This is a genomic window from Brevibacterium sp. MGP-B1 (assembly GCF_057766545.1).
In genome coordinates this window covers 1,821,908-1,842,278 of the sequence record NZ_CM173407.1, presented here as the reverse complement: position 1 = coordinate 1,842,278, position 20,371 = coordinate 1,821,908, and the positions used below count along the sequence as shown (strand labels likewise).

The 20,371-nt window shown below is 64.8% G+C and carries 18 protein-coding genes; 11 read left to right on the top strand and 7 right to left on the bottom strand.

Features of this window, described 5'->3' with window-relative positions:
* Positions 1-95: 95 nt before the first annotated feature.
* The 4 genes from AC3CD9_RS08395 (at position 96) to AC3CD9_RS08380 (ending at position 2,852) form a co-directional block, all read left to right on the top strand.
* On the top strand, positions 96-722 hold the full coding sequence (locus AC3CD9_RS08395; protein WP_135539373.1) for a superoxide dismutase: 627 nt from the start codon (positions 96-98) through the stop codon (positions 720-722).
* Between the two features lie 124 nt (positions 723-846).
* Entirely contained in the window at positions 847-1,425 is a 579-nt protein-coding gene (locus tag AC3CD9_RS08390) for a GNAT family N-acetyltransferase (RefSeq protein ID WP_488367209.1), read from the top strand.
* 222 nt (positions 1,426-1,647) lie between these two features.
* On the top strand, positions 1,648-2,394 hold the full coding sequence (gene dapB, locus AC3CD9_RS08385; protein ID WP_488367208.1) for a 4-hydroxy-tetrahydrodipicolinate reductase: 747 nt from the start codon (positions 1,648-1,650) through the stop codon (positions 2,392-2,394).
* A complete protein-coding gene (locus tag AC3CD9_RS08380) occupies positions 2,394-2,852 on the top strand; it encodes a tetratricopeptide repeat protein (protein WP_488367207.1) in 459 nt (152 codons plus the stop codon). The genes dapB and AC3CD9_RS08380 overlap by 1 nt, the downstream gene beginning before the upstream one ends.
* Here the strand turns inward: AC3CD9_RS08380 and AC3CD9_RS08375 are convergent.
* Positions 2,815-4,095 (bottom strand): heparan-alpha-glucosaminide N-acetyltransferase domain-containing protein, encoded by a 1,281-nt coding sequence (locus AC3CD9_RS08375; protein ID WP_488367206.1) that lies wholly within the window; start codon positions 4,093-4,095, stop codon positions 2,815-2,817. The two genes, AC3CD9_RS08380 and AC3CD9_RS08375, sit on opposite strands and share 38 nt — an antisense overlap.
* Positions 4,096-4,163: 68 nt before the next feature.
* Between AC3CD9_RS08375 and ypfJ the strand changes: the two genes are divergently transcribed.
* The gene (gene ypfJ, locus AC3CD9_RS08370) at positions 4,164-5,042 is read left to right on the top strand and encodes a KPN_02809 family neutral zinc metallopeptidase (RefSeq protein ID WP_488367205.1); all 879 of its coding nucleotides are present in this window, start codon (positions 4,164-4,166) and stop codon (positions 5,040-5,042) included.
* 48 nt (positions 5,043-5,090) lie between these two features.
* Here ypfJ and AC3CD9_RS08365 read toward each other — a convergent pair whose 3' ends face one another.
* The gene (locus AC3CD9_RS08365) at positions 5,091-5,906 is read right to left on the bottom strand and encodes a class I SAM-dependent methyltransferase (RefSeq protein WP_488367204.1); all 816 of its coding nucleotides are present in this window, start codon (positions 5,904-5,906) and stop codon (positions 5,091-5,093) included.
* A gap of 79 nt (positions 5,907-5,985) precedes the next feature.
* Here AC3CD9_RS08365 and AC3CD9_RS08360 point away from each other — a divergent pair, with 79 nt between their 5' ends.
* Together AC3CD9_RS08360 and AC3CD9_RS08355 are read left to right on the top strand one after the other, a co-directional pair.
* Complete coding sequence (locus AC3CD9_RS08360) at positions 5,986-7,986, top strand: oxidoreductase (protein WP_488367203.1); 2,001 nt, start codon at positions 5,986-5,988, stop codon at positions 7,984-7,986.
* Positions 7,983-8,675, top strand: coding sequence for a TetR/AcrR family transcriptional regulator (locus AC3CD9_RS08355; RefSeq protein ID WP_488367202.1), 693 nt, complete (start codon positions 7,983-7,985; stop codon positions 8,673-8,675). The genes AC3CD9_RS08360 and AC3CD9_RS08355 overlap by 4 nt, the downstream gene beginning before the upstream one ends.
* 11 nt (positions 8,676-8,686) lie before the next feature.
* Here the strand turns inward: AC3CD9_RS08355 and AC3CD9_RS08350 are convergent, their stop codons facing one another.
* On the bottom strand, positions 8,687-10,000 hold the full coding sequence (locus AC3CD9_RS08350) for an ATP-binding protein (RefSeq protein WP_488367201.1): 1,314 nt from the start codon (positions 9,998-10,000) through the stop codon (positions 8,687-8,689).
* A gap of 174 nt (positions 10,001-10,174) precedes the next feature.
* Here AC3CD9_RS08350 and dapA point away from each other — a divergent pair, with 174 nt between their 5' ends.
* Positions 10,175-11,098: a 4-hydroxy-tetrahydrodipicolinate synthase gene (gene dapA, locus AC3CD9_RS08345; protein ID WP_139468766.1), complete on the top strand. Its 924-nt coding sequence runs from the start codon at positions 10,175-10,177 to the stop codon at positions 11,096-11,098.
* Positions 11,099-11,132: 34 nt separating this feature from the next.
* A complete protein-coding gene (locus AC3CD9_RS08340) occupies positions 11,133-12,779 on the top strand; it encodes a ribonuclease J (RefSeq protein WP_181272060.1) in 1,647 nt (548 codons plus the stop codon).
* A gap of 225 nt (positions 12,780-13,004) precedes the next feature.
* Here AC3CD9_RS08340 and AC3CD9_RS08335 read toward each other — a convergent pair whose 3' ends face one another.
* Positions 13,005-14,930 (bottom strand): L-lactate permease, encoded by a 1,926-nt coding sequence (locus AC3CD9_RS08335; protein ID WP_488367200.1) that lies wholly within the window; start codon positions 14,928-14,930, stop codon positions 13,005-13,007.
* Between the two features lie 357 nt (positions 14,931-15,287).
* On the opposite strand from AC3CD9_RS08335, the gene aceB reads away from it, so the two are divergent.
* Both aceB and AC3CD9_RS08325 read left to right on the top strand, forming a co-directional pair.
* Positions 15,288-16,892 (top strand): malate synthase A, encoded by a 1,605-nt coding sequence (gene aceB / locus AC3CD9_RS08330; RefSeq protein ID WP_488367199.1) that lies wholly within the window; start codon positions 15,288-15,290, stop codon positions 16,890-16,892.
* Between the two features lie 160 nt (positions 16,893-17,052).
* Entirely contained in the window at positions 17,053-18,207 is a 1,155-nt protein-coding gene (locus tag AC3CD9_RS08325) for an FAD-binding oxidoreductase (RefSeq protein WP_488367198.1), read from the top strand.
* A gap of 58 nt (positions 18,208-18,265) precedes the next feature.
* Here AC3CD9_RS08325 and AC3CD9_RS08320 read toward each other — a convergent pair whose 3' ends face one another.
* The 3 genes from AC3CD9_RS08320 to AC3CD9_RS08310 form a co-directional block, all read right to left on the bottom strand.
* Entirely contained in the window at positions 18,266-18,562 is a 297-nt protein-coding gene (locus AC3CD9_RS08320) for a universal stress protein (protein ID WP_488367526.1), read from the bottom strand.
* A 42-nt stretch (positions 18,563-18,604) separates the two neighbouring features.
* Entirely contained in the window at positions 18,605-19,417 is an 813-nt protein-coding gene (locus tag AC3CD9_RS08315; RefSeq protein WP_488367197.1) for a hypothetical protein, read from the bottom strand.
* Positions 19,418-19,898: 481 nt separating this feature from the next.
* On the bottom strand, positions 19,899-20,360 hold the full coding sequence (locus tag AC3CD9_RS08310) for a universal stress protein (RefSeq protein WP_488367196.1): 462 nt from the start codon (positions 20,358-20,360) through the stop codon (positions 19,899-19,901).
* Positions 20,361-20,371 lie beyond the last annotated feature (11 nt).

Here is a 20,371-nt window from a genome sequence, read left to right as displayed (position 1 = left end):
CGACGGACCCCTTGTTGTCCGAGATGAGACCCTGGGATAGGGTCGAAATGAAGCCACCGATGTGGTGGTCATCAAATCTGATCAGGAGGAATCTCATGGCTGAGCAGTACACACTTCCGGAACTGCCCTACGACTACTCCGCTCTTGAGCCGCATATCTCGGCTCGCATCATGGAGCTGCACCACGACAAGCACCACGCCACCTACGTCAAGGGCGCCAACACCGCCGTTGAGCAGCTGGCCGAAGCCCGCGAATCCGGCAACCTCGCCAATGTGCCGAAGCTGACCCGCGACCTCGCCTTCAACCTGGGCGGTCACGTCAACCACTCGATCTTCTGGAACAACATGTCCCCGGACGGTGGAGACAAGCCGGTCGGTGAACTCGCTGCAGCCATCGACGACCAGTTCGGTTCGTTCGACAAGTTCCGCGAGCACTTCACCACCGCGGCCACCACGATCCAGGGCTCCGGCTGGGCCGTCCTCGTCTACGACCAGCTCGGCGGGAACCTCTTCATCGAGCAGCTCAAGGACCAGCAGTCCGACATCCAGCTCGGCGGCACCCCGGTTCTGCAGCTCGACATGTGGGAGCACGCCTTCTACCTCGACTACCAGAACGTGAAGCCCGACTACGTCAAGGCTTGGTGGAACATCGTCAACTGGGCCGACGCCGGTGCACGCTTCGACCGCGCAGTCGCTCAGACGAAGGGCCTCCTCCTCGGCTGAGACCCCATAATTGCTACCTGACTGCGGCCCAGCAACCTCGCGCGAGGTTGCTGGGCCGCAGTCAGGTTGTTTGAGAACTCGGAGCGGGCGCTGGCGGACCGGCGACTGCGGATAAGGTGGCCGGATGAGCGCAATTATCCGACCCTGGCGGTCAGGCGACGCAGGCGCCTCGGGTGATGCCGAGGCGTTGGCTGAGGTGTATGAGCGGGCCGATGACGCACTGCTGAGCAACATCCCCGACGACCGTACGATCGATGGTGCCCGGACATGGCTGGAGACCATCACCGACGCCGAGGCAGCCGGTGACCTCTGCGCTCGGGCGATCATTGATGACGGTGACCGTTCAGAGCGACGAATCCTTGGAAACGTCATGGCCTCCGGGATCGAACGCCGGCACTCGAGCGCGTGGATCTCCTATTGGTCCGTGGCCGAAGCCCGCGGCCAGGGCCTGGTGTCGGCAGCGCTGCGCAGCCTCGTCGACCTCCTCCACGACGAACTCGGGATCTACCGGCTCGAACTCGGCTACCGGGTGAACAACCCGGCTTCGGCGGCAGTCGCGAGGAACGCAGGTTTCATCGTCGAAGGCCGCGAACGAGAGAAACTCCTTTACGACGGCATCAGATACGACACCGAGGTCTGCGCTCGGCTGAGTGGAGACCCGCGGCATCGTGGACCGCGCATACCGTTCGCCCCACCTCGCTGACCCCGCACCGTCCCCTCCCGAACTACCTGACGGGGGCCCAGATACCTGGCGCCAGGTTGCAGGGCCGCCGTCAGGTAGTAATTGGGGAGTGTTTGGATTGTCACTGGATGTGAAGAGATCTGTCGAGGGTCGCTAGACTGGCTGGCGGAGATCGTCCCGGTCGTCTCGCCTCGTCCCGGTCGTCACACCTCCCAGGGATCATCACACAAGGAGTCACAGCATATGAGCATTCGCGTAGCCGTCATCGGAGCCAAGGGGCGGATGGGATCCCACGCCGTCGATGCGATCAACGACGCCGATGGACTCGAACTCGTCGCCGCACTCGGCAGCAGCGATTCCCTGGAGACCCTGCTCGAGCAGAACATCGACGTCGCCGTCGAACTCACCGTGCCGAAGTCCACCGAGGACAATGTCACCTTCCTCGTCGAGAACGGCATCGATACCGTCGTCGGCACCACCGGCTGGGACAACGACCGTCTGGCCCGGCTCGAAGCCACGCTTAAGAACCACCCGAAGACCGCGGTGCTCATCGCCCCGAACTTCTCGATCGGTGCCGTCCTGGCCATGCGCTTCGCCGAACTCGCGGCCCCCTACTTCGACTCGGCCGAGGTTGTCGAAATCCACCACACCCGCAAACTTGACGCCCCGTCGGGAACCGCGAACCACACGGCCCAGCGCATCGCTGCAGCCCGCAACGCCGCCGGACTGCCGGCCGTGCCCGACTCCACGGAATCCGATCCGCAGGGTGCCCGCGGTGCCGTCATCGACGGAATCCACGTCCACGCGATCCGTCAGCAGGGCATGAACGCCCACGAGGAGATCCTCTTCGGCTCCGACGGCGAAGCCCTGACCATCCGCACGGACTCGCACTCCACCTCGGCGTTCATGCCCGGCATCGTCACCGCCGTGCGGTCGATCGCCGATTACGCGGGGCTCATCCACGGCCTCGAGAACATGCTCGACCTCTGATGTCGAAGGCCAAGATCGGAGCGATCATCGTCTCCGTCGTCCTCGTCTTCTACTTCGTCCTCATGGGACAGCGGGCGTGGATCCTCGTGCGCGAGCCCGCGATGATCCCCAAGATCATGGGCATCGCCCTGTTCGTCCTGCCCGTCATCGGTGCGTGGACGCTCATCGTCGAACTCGTCTTCGGCGCCCGCACAGAGAAGCTCGCGCGCATCCTCGGGGAGGAAGGCGGACTGCCCATCGACGACCTGCCCCGGACGCCGGGTGGGAAGATCATCCGCGAGGCCGCCGACAGGGAATTCGTGAAATACCAGGCCGAAGCCGAGGCTGCCCCCGAGGACTGGCGGTCCTGGTTCCGCCTCTCGTGCGCCTACGACGCCAGCGGCGACAGGAAGCGGGCGCGCGCCACGCTGCGCAAATCGATCAGTCTGTTCCGGGAAGGTCAGACGCAGGGCGCTTAGGTCCCGGCGACGCCACCCTGATGACGCCCGCGATTCCGCCTTCCAACGGTCCGCGGGCGCTGACAAATGCTTTCCACAGCAGAGGCAGCAGCACGAACGTGAGAGCGTGGATGACGAACTCGAGAGTCTGCTCGCCCGTCGTTGCGGATTCCTCCATCGGATTGCCGACGATCTGAGACCTCGTGATCTCCAACAGCACGACGTGCGCCGAATACACGCTCAACGGCATCGATCCCGGCGCCGACAGCGGCGCGAGCACCCATGACTGGCGACCCAAGAGCACTGCAGCGGCCTGGCCGGCGGCGATCGTCATCACCGCGGTTCCACCCGTGGAGAGCAGATCGAACGGCGTCCCCGAATGCGGTCCCGCGATCGCCAGCCACCACCACGACGTCGCCGGAGTCACCCCGTAGCTGCCGGTGAACAGGGCTGCCGTGAGATCCGTGCCCCACATCTGCGAAACCTCCACGAGCGCGGCATCACCGCCGAAGGCATTGAGCAGAAGCCACGAAGCACCGCGACCGACGACGAAGAGCCCGAGTCCGGCGGTGAACAGCGCGAGTAGGTGGCGTCCGATGTCGAGCTTCGCCACGGCCATGCCGAGCAGAATGTACGACAGCCACTGGAGCACCGGGTAATAGCCGGTGAGGAAGAGGTCGGCGAGCATCGTCCCCGGCGTCGCGAAGTCGAAGAAGCCCATCGGCAGGTAGCTCGGTTCGAGGAGGAACGTCGAGCGCACCCACATCGACACGACGGGGGAGAGGACCATCCAGACCCCGGCGATCGCGAACAGCGCCCCCGCGCGCAGACGCAGGAAGAACAGTGCGAGGGCGAACATGATCCCGTAGTTGACGAGGATGACCGCGAGCAGTCCGGAGATCGACCCCAGGCACAGTCCGATGAGGACGATGGCCGCCGCCCGGATGAGCACGCTCGGTGCCGCATCGCGCAACCGCCCCGACACCGCCATCCGCGATCGGGTCGAGAGGACCAGGGAACAGCCAGCGAGGACCGCGAACAGCGCCGAGGCGCGCCCGGCGAAGACCGCCGCCCAGGTCGGCATCCCCGTCTCGTCGCCGAGCGCGAAGATGTGCGTGACCATCATCGTCAAGAGCGCGATCCCGCGGGCGACATCGAGTCCGACGAGTCGACCATCGGGGCTGAGCCGACGCGCAACCCTCGCCGAGGTGGCCGTGGAGTCCGCGTCGTGCGCTCGGTGAGGTTCCGCCGGGTGAGAGCTCATGGAACGATTCTCACACGACTTCACTTCTGCGCGCCCTCCCACGTACTCTCCCGGGGTATCTTTATGCCATGACCTTCAACCCGAACGCCGATATCAGCGGCAACAGGACGAGCAAACGCGGTCGCAACACCGCGATCGTCGGCGGTGGCGGCGTGGGCATCGTCGGCCTGCTCGTCTTCCTCATCGGACCGCTGCTCGGCGTTGATGTCACCGGACTGATGGGCGGAATCACCCCTGACGACGGCGGCCAGAACCAATCGAGCGGGACGAGCATGTCCCATTGCGATACGGGTGAGGACGCGAACACGAACATCGACTGCCGAATGGCCGGAGCACAGGTCGTTCTCGACGACTACTGGGCACAGAAGGTCGACGGCTACGAACCGCCGGCGATGACACTGGTCGACGGTCAGACCTCGACCGGCTGCGGGACCGCATCGAACCAGGTCGGGCCCTTCTACTGCCCGGCCGATCAGGGCGTCTACATCGATCCGAGCTTCTTCGACATTCTGCGCCAGCAGTACGGTGCCTCGGCCGATGAACTCGCCCAGCTCTACATCGTCGGCCACGAATGGGGCCACCACATCCAGAACATCACCGGCGTGATGAGCGAGCACCCCAACAACGGCACCGGTCCGGAGAGCAACGGCGTGCGCACCGAACTCCAAGCCGACTGCTACGCAGGCGCCTGGCTGGGCAAGGTCACCACTCTCACCGACGACAACGGCACCCCGTACCTCGAAGAGCCTTCGAAGGAACAGCTCGACGACGCCCTCAACGCGGCCTTCGTCGTCGGCGACGACCACATCCAGGAGCAGTCCGGCTTCGTCAATCCGGAATCCTTCACCCACGGCTCGAGCAAGCAGCGCCAGAAATGGTTCACCACCGGATACAACGAGGGGCTGAACAGCTGCGACACCTTCGCGGTCTCCGGCGATCAGCTGTGATGCGCAGATTTGCGAAGTGTGACGATCCGAATGTCACTGTCGGAATCATCAGGAACCGGCCGTGGCGATGAACAGCCATCCGCGGCCGGGAGCGTAGGGGAGATCGTGCACCTCGACCTTGGTGAATCCTGTTTCCGATAAAGTCTGTTCGAGCACAGATTTTGGTCTGAACCGCAGTGTGGACGTCGAATCGATGCGTTCCCCGTCAAGGTGGAAGATCGTTGGTGAAACGAAGGTGACGAACTCACCTACCACATTCCTCGTCTCGATCCATTCCTCGACCACGCCCACATCCCCGAGTTCGACTGTGCGGTGAGTGGCTTCTTTGGTCCACCGCTCCCAGGCCCGGTCCGCTGGATTGCGTATTTCGAACACCAGCCTTCCACCGGTACGAAGGCACAACCGGATTGCTCGCAGTGTGGAAAGCCACTCTTCGTCGTCGAGGAAGACCTGTGCGACATTCGCGGTCATCGTCGCCATATCGAAGGAGTGCCTCCGGGCGTTGTCGTCGGCCAAGTCGGAAGCTGTACCGATGACAAGCTCTGCCGAACCGGGTTTCAGTTTTGACTGTGCGACCTGCAAGGATGCTGCAGCCGGATCGACGCCGAGAGCACTGACTTCCATGTCGACGAGCCGAGCGATGAACTCCCCGGTGCCGCACCCCACGTCGAGCACAGTTTTCGCTCCGAATTCGGTTGCCAGGTTCACATACATGTCCAGGTCCGATCGGTCAGGATCAAGTGGGTCATAGACCTGGGCTAGCCGGGGATGTGAAAAACAGGCGTCAGGCATAGCTTCAGGGTAACTGCAGAAAGCCAGCGAGGCAGTCGATTGACCTGAGCCACCCTTGCCGCCGTTCGTCATACGGTGATATGAATAACTGAGGCAGCCCCATCGAGGGGCGGCCGCCCAGCCCCATCCGACGATCTGATCAAGGACGATCATGTCTCAGTTGTTCCCGCACCTCTTCGAACCCATCACCATCGGCTCCACAACGATCCGCAACCGCATCGTCTCCTCCGGACATGACACCGTCCTCGACGATCACGGCCACATCGGCGACGACCTCGTCGCCTACCATGAGGCCCGCGCGAAAGGCGGAGCCGGACTCATCGTCCTCCAGGTCTCCGGCGTCCACGAAACCGCCCGCTACACCAGCCACGTCCTCATGGCCACCGACGAATCCTCCGTCCCCGGTTACCAAAACGTCGCCGAGGCGGTCCACCGCCACGGAGCAACGATCTTCGCCCAGCTCTTCCACCCCGGCCGAGAAGTCATGGACGGCGAGCGCGGCATGGCACCACGGGCCAAGGCCCCGAGCGACGAACCGCAGGAACGCTTCAAAGTCGTCCCCGAGTCTCTGACCACCGCTGAGGTCAGAGACATCATCGCCGGCTACGGACATGCCGCGAAACGCATCGCCGACTCCGGAATCGACGGCGTCGAGATCGTCGCCAGCCACGGCTACCTGCCCATCCAATTCTTCAACCCCTCCGTCAACACCCGCACCGACGACTACGGCGGCAGCCCGGAGAACCGTCGCCGTTTCCTCACCGAGGTGGCCCAGACCGTCCGTCAGTCAGTCGGCCCTGACGTCGTGGTGGGCGTGCGGATCTCCGGTGAGGAGAAGACCGAGGACGGCCTCGTCGCCACCGAGATCCTCGACCTCATCGAACACCTCGACTCCCTGACCACCGACGGCGTCGACTGCCTCGACTACTTCTCGATTACCGCCGGCGATTCCTCAACCCTGCAGGGCGCCGTCCACATCGTGCCCTCGATGCAGATCGACCCCGGCTACGCCGCGAACCTGTCCGAGCAGGTCAAGAAGATCACCGACAAGACCGTCATGGTCGCCGGCCGCATCAACCAACCCCACGAAGCCGAAGTCGCGATCGCCGAGGGCCGCACCGATATGGCGATCATGACCCGCGCGATGATCTGCGATCCCGAAATCGCGAACAAGTCCGAATCCGACAAGGTCGACGAGATCCGCGCCTGCATCGGCTGCAACCAAGCCTGCATCGGCCACTTCCAACAGGGCGTGCCGATCTCGTGCATCCAATACCCCGAATCCGGCAGGGAACTCACCTTCCTGCCCAGACCGACGGTGCGCACCCGACGCAAGATCCTCGTCATCGGCGGGGGACCGGCCGGACTCAAGGCTGCCGCGGTCGCTGCCGAACAGGGCGATGACGTCGTTCTGTGCGAGAAGGAGCCCCACCTCGGCGGGGCGGTGCTGCTGGCCCAGGAATTGCCGTATCGGTCCGAATTCGGGGGAGCGGCGACGAATCTTTCCGCCGAGGCGGCCCGCGCCGGCGTGGACATCCGCACCTCCGTACCTGCCACCCAGGACCTCATCACCGAGGTGGCCCCCGACCACGTCATCATCGCCGCGGGAGCCGAACAGCGCATGCCCGCCCTCGAGATCGCCGACGAGGCGCTCGTCATCGGGGCTCGCGACTATCTGCGGGAGTCCCCGGACCTGCCGGCCGGCCGCGTGCTCGTCACGGACTGGAAGGGCGATTGGATCGGACTCGGCATCGCACTGCGGCTGGCCGAGGCCGGGCGGCACGTGAGCTTGGCGACGGCGGCGAACTTCGCCGGTGCCGCGATCCAGCAGTACACGCGCACCCTGCTCGTGTCCCAAGCGCTGCGGACCGGTCGGATCGAGTTCGTCAACGACGTGCGCCTCGTCGGGGTCGATGTCGATACCGGGTACCTGCAGTCCACTCTCTGCGAAGTCGTCCACGAGGTCGACGGTGTCGCCGCGACGATCGTCTCCGGAGCACCACGCTCTGTTCCGATCGACCTCGACTTCGGGGCCGCCTCGGTGACGGTGATCGGCGACGCCCTGGCCCCGCGCACGGTCGAAGAGGCCGTGTACGAAGGGCTGACCGCGGCCACCGCTCTGGCCGAACGACGAACACCGGGCACGGCGTGAGCCCGCGTCCGGCCCAACCGCCCGAGCAAGCCGAGGCGAAGAAGGCGGCGATCATCGCGGCCACCCTCGACCAGATCGTCGACCGAGGCCCCACGGCTGTGCGCATGGCCGATGTGGCGAAAGCGGTCGGCATGTCGGTCGGGACGGTGCAGTACTACTTCGGGTCACGCGATGCCCTGCTCGCCGAGGCGTTCACTACCCACAGCAATGCCGTGCTCAAGGACATCGCGGACATGGCGAACCATAATGCCAGGACCACAGGCGAAGGGACAGACGCCAGTTCGCCTCGGTCCCGCCTGCACGCGGCCTTCACCGCTGTCCACGAGGTCGGCAACCACGCACAGCGGTCGCGGATCTGGATCGAGCTCGTCACCGCGGCACGCACTCACGCGAGCCTGAAGGTTTGCGTCGATTCCGTCTTCGAAGGGTGGCGCAGCCTGTTCTCACGCATCATCGACGACGGCATCAGGACCGGAGACTTCACCCTCTACGGGCTCACCGTCACCGAGGTGGTCGATACGTTCATTGCCATCATCGACGGCTTCGACCTCGCCGCCGTCGCCGGACACGGACCCGAGCCGACGACGATGGCACGCATCCTCGGCGCGACTGCGGACGGCCTGTTGAGCGGTGGGAGTCCGGGCGCCGCTGCGACGCATTCGGGTCCGCACAATCCGGTCCGGTCATAGCCCGGCCCGCCTCACAGCCGCGCGATCGCCTCCACGTCCTCGCCGAACTCCCGAGCCGTCTCCTCGGACACTGTCGCCCGCGTCGCCCGCAGCGCCTCGAGATAGTCGTCGGTCGAGAGCACATCGGTCCGCGAAGCGATGTCGACGTGCTGCTGTCGCAGCGATGACGCCAGAGCTTCCTGCGAAGCACGCCGGGCCGCGTATTCGATATCGGCCGGGGTCAGACCGTCACTGGCATCGACGAGCACATCGAGATCGACACCGTTGATCGTGTGCTCGGGAATGTAGCGCGACCAGATCGCCTCCCTGGCGGTGGCATCGGGCAGCCCGATGGGGATGACGTAGTCGAAGCGCCCATGACGCAGGAACGCCGCATCGAGGGCACGGACGAAGTTCGTTGCGCAGATGAGCAGCCGGCCCTCCCGGTCCCGGAACTCCGCAACCTGCTTGAGCAGCTCATTCGTCACCCCCTGCGTCGGCGACGGCGGCTCACCTCCGCGCTTCGACGCGATCTCCTCGACCTCATCGATGAACACCACAGCATGCTCGAGTTCATTGATCTGCTCGAACGTTGTGCGCAGACCCGCGGCCACACCGCCGGGCTCACCGGACAGACGCGACGGGAACACCTCGACGAACGGCCAGTCCAACCGCGACGCCACTGCCTTCGCGAACGTCGTCTTCCCCGTCCCCGGCGGACCGAAGAGCATCACCGCCCGAGGCGGCACGACCCCGAAATGATCGGCGAGGTCCGGTTCGGCCAAGGGCACGACGAGGCGGTCCTCGAGCATGTCCTTCTCCTCCTGCATTCCGCTCACCCCATCCCAGAGGTGGCGGGGCAGAATCCGTCCCCCGACCGTTTTGAGCCGGTCGAGCTCACGACGTTGGACGGGCAAGTGCCGCTCGACGTACTTCAGCCCGGACCGGGTCTCGAAACCGTTGGCCACCAGACCATCGCAGGCCGAGGTGCCGGCGGGAATGAGCATCGACAGCTTCTCCAAGCCCAGCGGCATGAGGCGTCGTTCGAGCGCATCCAGCAGTCCCGCCTCGGCGCGGGTGCCCTGCTCAGGATCGGCTCGCACAGCCTCCAGGACGTGGAAGAACACGAGAACTCCCTGACCGTGGGCGGCGCGGCCGACGGCGGCACCGACGATCTCCTCATCGCGGACGGCCACGACGGCCTGATTGCGCTGGCAGGCGGCCAACACCTCGGAGAGCGGATAGAGCGGGGGAGCGGCCTCGGATTCTGGGACGGCGGCTTCGAAGAGACGGATGATTCCGTCGAGGTCATCATCATGGAAATCGCGGATGCGGGTGCGGGTCATCGAAAACTCCTTTGTTTCGGTGGCGGGCAGGGCTCAAGAGTAGACGATCGAGCGGCTGCAGGTGTGATCCGTCTCTCAACATGACCGCACGGGCACCGCAGGCGAGGCGAACGACACCCGCAACGCGGGTGGACCACTGCACTCATGGGAGGACGTGGGCGCTATCCTGGTTCTATGGCGATTCTCGGTGACCAGGCAGCAGCGACTGCCATTGACGCGTTCGGTTCCGTCGGCACGGCAATGGTGACTCCATTCAAGCGCGACGGCAGCATCGACTATGCGTCCGTGGAGAAGGTGGCGAACCACCTCGTCGAACTCGGCAACGACATGCTCGTCGTCTCCGGCACCACCGGCGAATCTCCCACGACGACCGACGATGAGAAGGTCGAACTCATCCGCGTCGTCCGCGGTGTCATCGGCAAGCGGGCGAAGATCGTCGCCGGCACCGGCAACAACGTCACCGCACACACCATCGACCTCTCCCGCCGTTCGGCCGATGCCGGAGCCGACGGGATCCTGCTCGTCACCCCGTACTATTCGAAGCCGACCCAACCGGCGATCGAAGCCCATATGCGCGCGGCCGCCGACTCCACCGACCTGCCGGTCATGCTCTATGACATTCCCGGCCGTGCCGGTGCCCCGATCATCACGGACACCCTGCTGCGACTCTCGGACCACCCGAACATCCTCGCGGTCAAGGACGCCAAGGGCGACCTTTTCGCCTCCTCGTTCGTGATGAACAACTCCTCGCTCGTGTACTACTCCGGCGAGGACGCCCTCAACCTGCCGCTGCTGTCCCTCGGCGCGCTCGGACTCGTGTCCGTGGCCGGACATGTCTGCTCGGACCGGTTCGCCGCCATGGTCTCCGCAGTGGCGAACAACGACCTCAACACCGCACGCACCCTTTCCCGCGACACCGCGGACGTGGTGGATGCGCTCATGAACCACATGCCGGGAGTGATCTCGGCGAAGGCCGCTCTGCAGGCCCAAGGAATACTCGACAACCGCGACGTGCGTATGCCGCTGCTCCCAGCTGATGAGGAGCAGATGGCGTTCGTCGCCGCCCAATTGACCAGGAGTGGTTACCTCAGTGAATAATGCATTGACCCAAGAACTGTCCCTCCCGCCGAAGATGGACAAAGAAGCCGTCCGCATCGTCGCGCTCGGCGGACTCGGCGAAGTCGGCCGCAATATGACCGTCTTCGAATACCACGGCAAACTCCTCATCGTCGACTGCGGTGTGCTCTTCCCAGAAGAGGACCAGCCCGGCGTCGACCTCATCCTCCCCGACTTCTCCTATCTGGATGACCGCCTCGATGACATCATCGGCCTCGTGCTCACCCACGGCCACGAAGACCACATCGGTGCCGTTCCCTACCTGCTGCGTCGCAAGGGCGACATCCCGATCCTCGGTTCGCAGCTGACGATCGCGCTCATCGAAGCCAAGCTCAAAGAGCACCGCATCAAGCCCATCACCCGCGTGGTGAAGGAAGACGACGTCGACCAGCTCGGTCCCTTCGACCTCGAATTCGTCGCCGTCAACCACTCGATCCCCGACGCCCTGGCCGTGTTCATCCGCACCGGCGCCGGAAACATCCTGCACACCGGTGACTTCAAGATGGACCAGCTGCCGCTCGACGGCCGCATCACCGACCTCCGCGCCTTCGCCCGCCTCGGCGAAGAGGGCGTGGACCTGTTCATGACGGACTCGACGAACGCCGAGGTCCCCGGCTTCACCGCGCTGGAGAAGGACATCGGGCCCGTGCTCGAGAACCTCTTCGGCACCGCCGAACGGCGCATCATCGTCGCCTCGTTCTCCTCCCACGTCCACCGTGTGCAGCAGGTGCTCAACGCCGCCACCGCCCATGGTCGCAAGGTAGCCCTCGTCGGCCGCTCCATGGTGCGCAATATGAAGATCGCCGAGGATCTCGGCTACCTCAACGTGCCGGCCGGAACGCTCATCGACATCAAGAAGGTCGACGACTACCCCGAGGACCAGATCGTCCTCATGTGCACCGGCTCCCAGGGGGAGCCGATGGCCGCCCTGTCCCGCATGGCCAACCGCAGCCACCGCGTCGACGTCGGCGACGGCGACACCGTCATCCTCGCCTCCTCGCTCATCCCCGGCAACGAGAACTCCGTGTTCAAGGTCATCAACGGCCTGATGAAGCTCGGCGCTCGTGTCATCTCGAAGGCCGACGCGAAGATCCACGTGTCCGGCCACGCCTCCGGCGGCGAGCTGCTCTACTGCTACAACATCGTCAAGCCCCGCGGCGTCATGCCCGTCCACGGCGAATGGCGCCACCTGCTGGCCAACGCCCGCCACGCCGAGGCGACCGGAGTCGACCCGAACAACATCGTCCTGGCCGATGACGGCTGGGTCGTCGACCTCAAGGACGGTCACGCCGAGGTCGTCGGCGCCGTCGACTGCAACTACGTCTTCGTCGACGGTTCCTCGGTCGGTGAGATCACCGAGGCGGACCTCAAGGATCGCTTGGTCCTGTCCGGTGAGGGCTTCGTGACGATCTTCATGGCCGTGAACTCGCAGACGAAGTCGCTCATCGCCGGTCCCGAGATCCACGCCCGCGGTGTGGCCGAGTCCGATGACGTCTTCGACTCGATCGTCCCGAAGGTCCAGAAGGCCGTCGAGGATGCCCTGCGTGACGGCACCACCGATCAGTACCAGCTCCAGCAGGTGGTGCGCCGCACCATCGGCCGCTGGGTGTCGTCGAAGCTGCGCCGTAAGCCGATGATCGTCCCCATGGTCGTCATCGTCTGAGACTCCGCTTTCGAGCGGCTCCGTCGTCGGTCTCTTGCCCGACGAAACTGCGAACGCCCGCAGATGCCTCCTCGTGAGGCTCTGCGGGCGTTGTCGCGTTCTGAGCGAATCGCCTTTTGATCGGCACATCGGGTTTGAACCCAATGCGTGGATCAAAAGGCGATGACTCCCGCGCAAAAAGGCGATGACACCTGGCGCGGGGGACAATTCGCGCGGGCGGGAGCGTCAAGCGCGAGCGGTGGGCTCCGGTTCGTCATCGTCGATGTCAGAGCCGCCGCCGCGAGCCGAGTGCCCGTCGGCGCCTTCGGCAATCCCGTCGGCCATGGCTGCGCCGCCAGCTCCTGCCTCAAGGCCCGGCAGCGGCTTGCCCGGCGAGCGGCGGACCATCACCACGACGACGGCGAGCCCGATGATGATCGCAGTGAGGACGACGGTGCCCGCGTTGAAGCCCAGCCCGTTGAGTCCGATGAACGCCAGGGCACCCGCGGCCAGCGAATACACGAGCATCGGGATCGAGGTCCGCCGGATGAGCTCGCCTTCCCGACCGATGAGTCCCACCGTCGCCGAGGCGGCTACGACGTTGTGCACGGCCACCATATTTCCAGCGGCGCCGCCGACCGCCTGAGCCGCGACCACGGTCTCAGGGCTGGCGGCACCGATCGCGGTGCCGGTGGAGAACTGGAACTGCGAGAACATGACGTTCGAGACGGTGTTCGACCCGGCGACGAAGGCACCCAGGGCCCCGACGAACGGGGCGAACAACGGCCAGGCGTCGCCCACGGAACTGGCAGCCGCCTCGGCGAGGGTGACCGGCATCGACTCCAAGCCGGCGCCGTTGTAGTCGGCGCCGGAGTTGATGAACACGCGCACCAGCGGCAGGGAACACAGCAGGGCAACGGCCGCGCCGGCGATCTGCGAACCGGCGATCTGCCACGAGCCTGCGATCTGCTTCTTCGTCATCCGGTGGATGAAGTACGTCAGCCCGCAGGCGAGGACGAAGATCGCTCCGGGCGACCACAGCAGATCCATGTTCTGGCTGATCGGGGTGCCGAAGATGTTGTCGATCTTGATCACGGCCGGACCGTTGAGGAACTCCTTAATCGCGGGCACATTGCGCGTGATGAGCAGCAGGGCGACGACGATGAGATAGGGCGACCACGCCCGGGGCAGCGACATCTTCTTGGTCAGCTGCGCCTTCTCCTTGTTCGGGTCGACGGTGCCCATCCAGAAGGCCGGCCACTTCTCGCGCGGTGCGAAGTCCCAGGTCTTCTTCGGCATGAGGAAGCCCATCCGCGAGGTCGTCACGACGATGGCCAGACCGATGAGCCCGCCGAGCAGAGACGGGAACTCCGGTCCGAGCACATTGGCCACGATGAGGTAGGGCACGATCATCGCCAGGGCCGCATAGATCGCGAACGGGGCGATGGCCAGGCCGTCGGCGAAGCGCCGGTTGGCACCGAAGAATCCCGTCATCAGGCACGAGAGCAGCAGCGGGATGAGGATGCCGCAGCAGGCGTGGATGAGCGCGACCTGCGTGGCGGTGTGAGCGACGAATTCGGCCTGGCCGAGGCCGAGCTGACCGGCACGTTCGGCGACGTCGGCCGACATCGACCCGTCCTCCTGCGCCAGACCGGAGCCGATGCCCAGCACCATCGGAGTGCCGACGGCGCCGAAGCTCACCGGCGTCGACTGGATGATGAGACCGGCGAGCACCGCGGCGATCGCGGGGAAGCCGAGGGCCAGCATGAGCGGGGCGACCACGGCGGCCGGAGTGCCGAAGCCAGCGGCGCCCTCGATGAACGAGCCGAAGAGCCAGGCGACGATGATGACCTGCACCCGCCGGTCCGGGGAGATCGCGATGAAGCCGGCGCGGATCGTCTCGATCGCTCCGGACCGGGTGATCGTGGCCAACAGCAGAAGCGCCCCGAAGACGATCCACAGCAGGCCGATCGCGACGAGGAGGCCCTGGACGACCGAGGCGCCGATCGTCACCCACTCGATCTTCCACGCGAAATTCGCCACGAGCGCCGCGGCTATCAGTCCGACAGGCATGGCGTATTTCGCGGGCCAGCGGAATCCGATGAGAAGGATTCCGGCCAAGAGGATGGGGGAGAGGGCCAGGAGAGCTGCAACAGCGAGGTTGTCCACCATGAGTCCGATCCGCGGCGTCCTTGCCGCATCGTTCCAAGAAACCGACCTGGTGCGACGATCTTCCTCAGCCGACCGAGAACCAGCGGTGGTCGGTGACGATGGGCCGCCTCGGCGAGTCCATGAGAGATGTTCCCCTTATCCTCCCCAGCCGCCTGATCAGAGTCAATGACCACACCGTCTCGAATGCAGGATATGGTTTGACGAGACGTGCATCACCTCATATTCTTTCGTTGTGTGAACAAACATTTTCACAATGTGAAAGTTTCGCAGTCAAAACCCCGTTGACCAGCGAACATATCGCATCACCAGATGTGGATAAGGACGCAGCACCGATGTGCTGACTAAGGAGAACCATCGATGACCGCTCATATCGAAAACCTGGACATCCCCGCCGGGATGGAGATCACCGGTGAGCTGCCGGACGGGGCTGAGAAGGTCCTCACGCCCAAGGCGCTTGAGCTCATCGTCGATCTGCACCGGAAGTTCAACGGCGACCGCCTCGAGCGCCTCGAGGCTCGCAAGGAACGCCAGGCCGAAATCGCCGCGGGCAAGGACCTCGACTTCCTCCCCGAGACCGCGGAGATCCGCAACGATCCCTCCTGGCAGGTCGCACCCCCGGCACCCGGTCTCGAAGACCGCCGCGTCGAGGTCACCGGCCCCACCTACAAGAAGATGACGATCAACGCGCTCAACTCCGGCGCGAAGGTGTGGCTGGCCGACCAGGAAGACGCGAACACCCCGCAGTGGGACTCGGTCATCGAGGGCCAGATCAACCTGCTCGACTCGCTCAACCGCGACATCGACTTCACCTCGCCCGAGGGCAAGGAATACAAGCTCGCCCCCGACGAGGAGCTGCCGACCATCGTCGTGCGTCCCCGCGGCTGGCACATGCCGGAGAAGCACATCCTCATCGACGGTGAGGAGACCTCCGGTTCGCTCGTCGACTTCGCGCTCTACTTCTCGACCGCCGGTCAGATCCAGATCGAGAAGGGCCGCGGCCCCTACTTCTACCTCGCGAAGATGGAGTCCCATCTCGAGGCCCGCCTGTGGAACCAGGTCTTCGAACACGCCGAGGATGCCTTCGGCCTGGCCCGCGGCACCATCCGCGCCACCGTGCTCATCGAGACCTACACCGCGGCTTTCGAGATGGAGGAGATCCTCTACGAGCTGCGCGAGCACTCCGCCGGACTCAACGCCGGCCGCTGGGACTACATCTTCTCCGTGATCAAGAACTTCCGCTCCCGCGGCTCCGACTTCCTGCTGCCGGACCGTTCGGACGTGACGATGACGGTGCCGTTCATGCGCGCCTACACCGAACTGCTCGTGCGCACCTGCCACAAGCGCGGGGCGCATGCCATCGGCGGAATGTCCGCATTCGTCCCCTCGAAGGACGAAGCCGCGAACAAGGCCGCCTTCGACAAGGTGCGTGAGGACAAGTCGCGTGAGGCCTCCAACGGCTTCGACGGCTCCTGGGTCGCTCACCCCGGAATGGTCGCCCTCTGCAAGGAGGTCTTCACCGAGACCCTCGGCGACAAGCCGAACCAGATCGACAACAAGCGCGAAGACGTCAATGTCACCGCTGCCGATCTGCTCGACGTGAAGTCGACTCCGGGTGCGATGACCGAGGCGGGCCTGCGCACCAACGTGTCCGTCGGCATCCAGTACCTGCGCGCCTGGCTCGAAGGCAACGGTGCTGTCGCCATCAACGGACTCATGGAGGACGCCGCGACCGCCGAGATCTCGCGCTCCCAGGTGTGGCAGTGGCTGGACGCCGGAATCACCCTGGACTCCGGTGAGAAGGTGACGAAGGAGCTCGTGGAGCGCATCGTCGCCGAGGAGGTCGCCAAGCTGCCCGGTGACGACGCAGGCTGGAAGGACGCCACCGACACCTTCGTCTCGGTCGCCCTCGATCCCGAGTACGTCGACTTCCTCACCCTGCCGGCCTACGCCCGCATGCCGTGATCGGCACTCGCTGACGAAGCCGAACGCCCCCGAAATCTGTGCCTTGAGCACCGATTTCGGGGGCGTTCTTCGCTAAGCTCGACATACACACCCACGTGAGGGCTCCAGCTCGACCCGCAGGTGGGAGGCGCCGACGACGGATGGATCTACGGAGGTGGGGATGAGCCTGACCACAGACGAACTGCCCCGACTGGCCAGCCCCTCAAGCATTGCCGAACTCTCCGAACTCATGGCCCGTGCCCATGCCGAGCACCGCACCGTGGCCGTGTTCGGCGGCGGCACCGCCTTCGACGATCATCCGCCCGCGTCCACTCCGGGACTCCTCATCGACCTGACATCCATCGCCGAGGCGGCCGACCCTCGCGGCGGCACCATCCGTGCCGGAGCCGGCACCCGGATCAGCGCCCTGACCAGGTTCGCCGCACAGTCGGGTCGGGAGCTCCTCGGCGACCTTCCCGCCGACCGCATCGAAGCCGGCGCCACCCTGGGCGGAATGATCTCCACCGCGGCCACCGGCCCCCGCAGTGTGCGCCGCCCTCGCCTGGCCGAGACCGTGGAATCCGTGACCGTCGTCGGAGCCGACGGGACCATCGCCCGCACTTCTCACGGGCTCCACCGGGACCTGGGCGACCGCGATCTGCCCGGACTCGTCACCGGATCCTGGGGAACCCGAGCGATCATCGCCGAGGCCGAGATCCGTCTGACCGAGCGTCCCGCAGCGCAGAGATTCGTATGGATCCCCGGCACCGAGGCGGCCGCTGCTCTCCTCATCGCCCGCAGAGCCCCGGACGCGGTCGTCATCGAGCGCCCACCCGGTTCGCCAGCGGCGACGGTGGTCCTCATCGAAGGGCAGACCGACGAAGTCGAGGCCGAGGCGGGCCACCTCGTCGATCGGATCCCTGGTTCGACCCTGTGCGGGGAGCCGGAATGGTGGAGTCGCCGAACGCGGCTGGCCGCGACCATCGGGCTGTCCGTGGCGCCGAGTTTCATTCCGACGCTCATCGATGCCGTCGCCCGACTGGAGACGACGATCGGCTATCCGCTGCAGCTGCGCGGCAGTGCGACGGGCACGTTCGAACTGGGCATCGGCGCACCGGAATCCGAACCGGGAGTGGCCACCCGCGTGGTCCTCGAACATCTGCGCACCTTCGGCCTGCATGTCATCGCCGCCCGGCTGATCCACGCACCCGCACCTGTCTGGGACGAGGTGGACGCTTGGGGTCCGCAGCCGGGGCAGGCGGGTCTGCGCGAGATCAAGAAACTGGTCGACCCGCGAGGAATCCTGGCTCCGGGCCGCGGGATCGCCGGAATCTAGCGTCGCGGCACCGGGGCCGCGCCACCGGGGCCGCGCGGCTGGCGACGGCTCCGATCTTCTACTTGACCAACAGCACCGGGCACTCGGCCTCGAGGATGACCTGCTGCGCACTTGAGCCGAGCAGCAGCTTCACCACAGGGGAACGTCGCTTCGTGCTCATGACGATGAGCGCGGCATCGTGATCGTCGGCGAGACCGAGGATCTGCTCGGCCGGATCGGGACCGGAGCGGTGGACGGCATACTCGAGCCCCGCCTCGGCGAGGGCGGCCCCCAACCGGGTGCACTCGGCCAGTGTAGTTGTTATATGCAGGAATTGGAGGCTGGCACTGATTTCCAACTTCCGAGAATAGCCCATTGCGGACATAGGAATGAGGTTTCTTGGGTTTCCTGATCCTGGCTAACCTGAAGCAAGAATTGCCAAAGTTGAAGCCCACAAGCCAGCTGAGTTTGCCGCAAAAGTCATCACTTCAGCAAGCGTCGCCTTAGCGTTCTCCCATTCGGATCGTTTCGCGTATAGCTCTAGCTGTCTCGCGAAGTCTTCCGCTGTCAATGCCAAGGGGTGGTCCGGCACCAGGGCTTTGGAATCACTGCGCAATGCCTCTGCGACGTCATAGACCAATTGGGGGCTGAATTCCACACTGGTGTTTTGGGTGGAATGTGGACTGCGGGACATCACCCCGGCGCCAGGGGAATCCTGCACAACGATGGCTCCCTTGCCTGCTACGATCCCGGGTGAAGTTCCAGTGGCAAGCTTGGTCCAATGTTGGTCGCTAAGTCGTACGTAGCTCACCGGGCGATTTAACCAATCCCAGCGCAGTGACTGGAAGAACGAGATGACCTTGTCGTTCGAATAGGCTCGGTAAAACACTTGACGTTGAAGCAGATCATCGAGGACTACAAACTTCTGGGCTGAAGTCAGGCCCCTATCTTTCCAGAACCCGCGCAATGAGACGTGTGCTCCTTGCGTCTGGGAAGCCACACCGACAGCGTCGACGAGTTCCTCTCTCAAAGTGGCGAGTTCGGGCGCAGGAAGCGCACCCTTTGCTCGGGTCCGGCTTCTGCCAATTCTGGACCACACCATGCAAATGATGAGCAGTCCGATAATGCACGCCCCGGCAATGAGGAGCACTATCGTCACACGGCTGAAGAATAGTTCGGGACTCGTAGTGCTTAACGACAACAGTTGGTTGGCTCCGATGGGATCGGACATCGCCACTCCTCCGGGCTAGCTGCAGAACAGAAATGCAACCGTGCAATTTGAAAGATCCAAACCAGAGTTTTAGGTCTGTAGTACGGTGCCAGTCTGGTACTTTCTTTCAAGTTTAACTGCTAAGACCCCCTGCTGGAATCGGAAATCGATGTCGTGTGTCCTTTGGGCCCGCGGCCAGCCCGAAAACGGTGATGAAAGTTCATGGTGTTCCGACAAACAAATCAAAAAGCGCCTGTCCAGGCTCGACATGGGCGCAGGCCAACGGCTCAGTCTAGAACCATTAGTTTGGACTGTTTAGCAGGCGAAATGCACAGCTTACGCGTATCCGCTTTGACGCTCGCTTGATCGAAGCGCCGGCTCCGGTCTGGGACGAGGTTGATGCGTGGGGTCCGCAGCCGGGCAGGCGAGGGCTGCGCGAGCTCAAAGAACTCGTCGACCCCCGCGACTGGAGGCGAGCACCACCGTGTCCGGTCCCGTACTTCTACTTGACCAACAGCACCGGGCACTCGGCCTCGAGGATGACCTGCTGCGCACTCGACCCGAGCAGCAGCTTCACCACGGGCGAGCGTCGCTTTGTGCTCATGACGATGAGTGCGGCATCGTGATCCTCGGCGAGACTGAGGATCTGCTCGGCCGGATCGGGACCGGAGCGGTGCACGGCATACTCGAGCCCCGCCTCGGCGAGGGCAGCACCCAACTTGGTGCATTCGGACAGGGACGACGTCGACGGAGCCGTCGTCGTATCCGTGCCGAACACGACCGCCTGCACCGCGGCGTTCTCACGGCGGGCCGCGGCGATCGCCTGCTCGAGCACCTGGACCGAGGCATCCGGACGCAGCGCCAGGACCACGGTCGCCGAGGCCGAATCGATGCCCGGTGAGGCAGTGACCTGCAGGGACGGGGCGGGGAAGCGAGGGCGTGAGGTCGAATAGAGGTCAGTCATCGCAGTCCTCC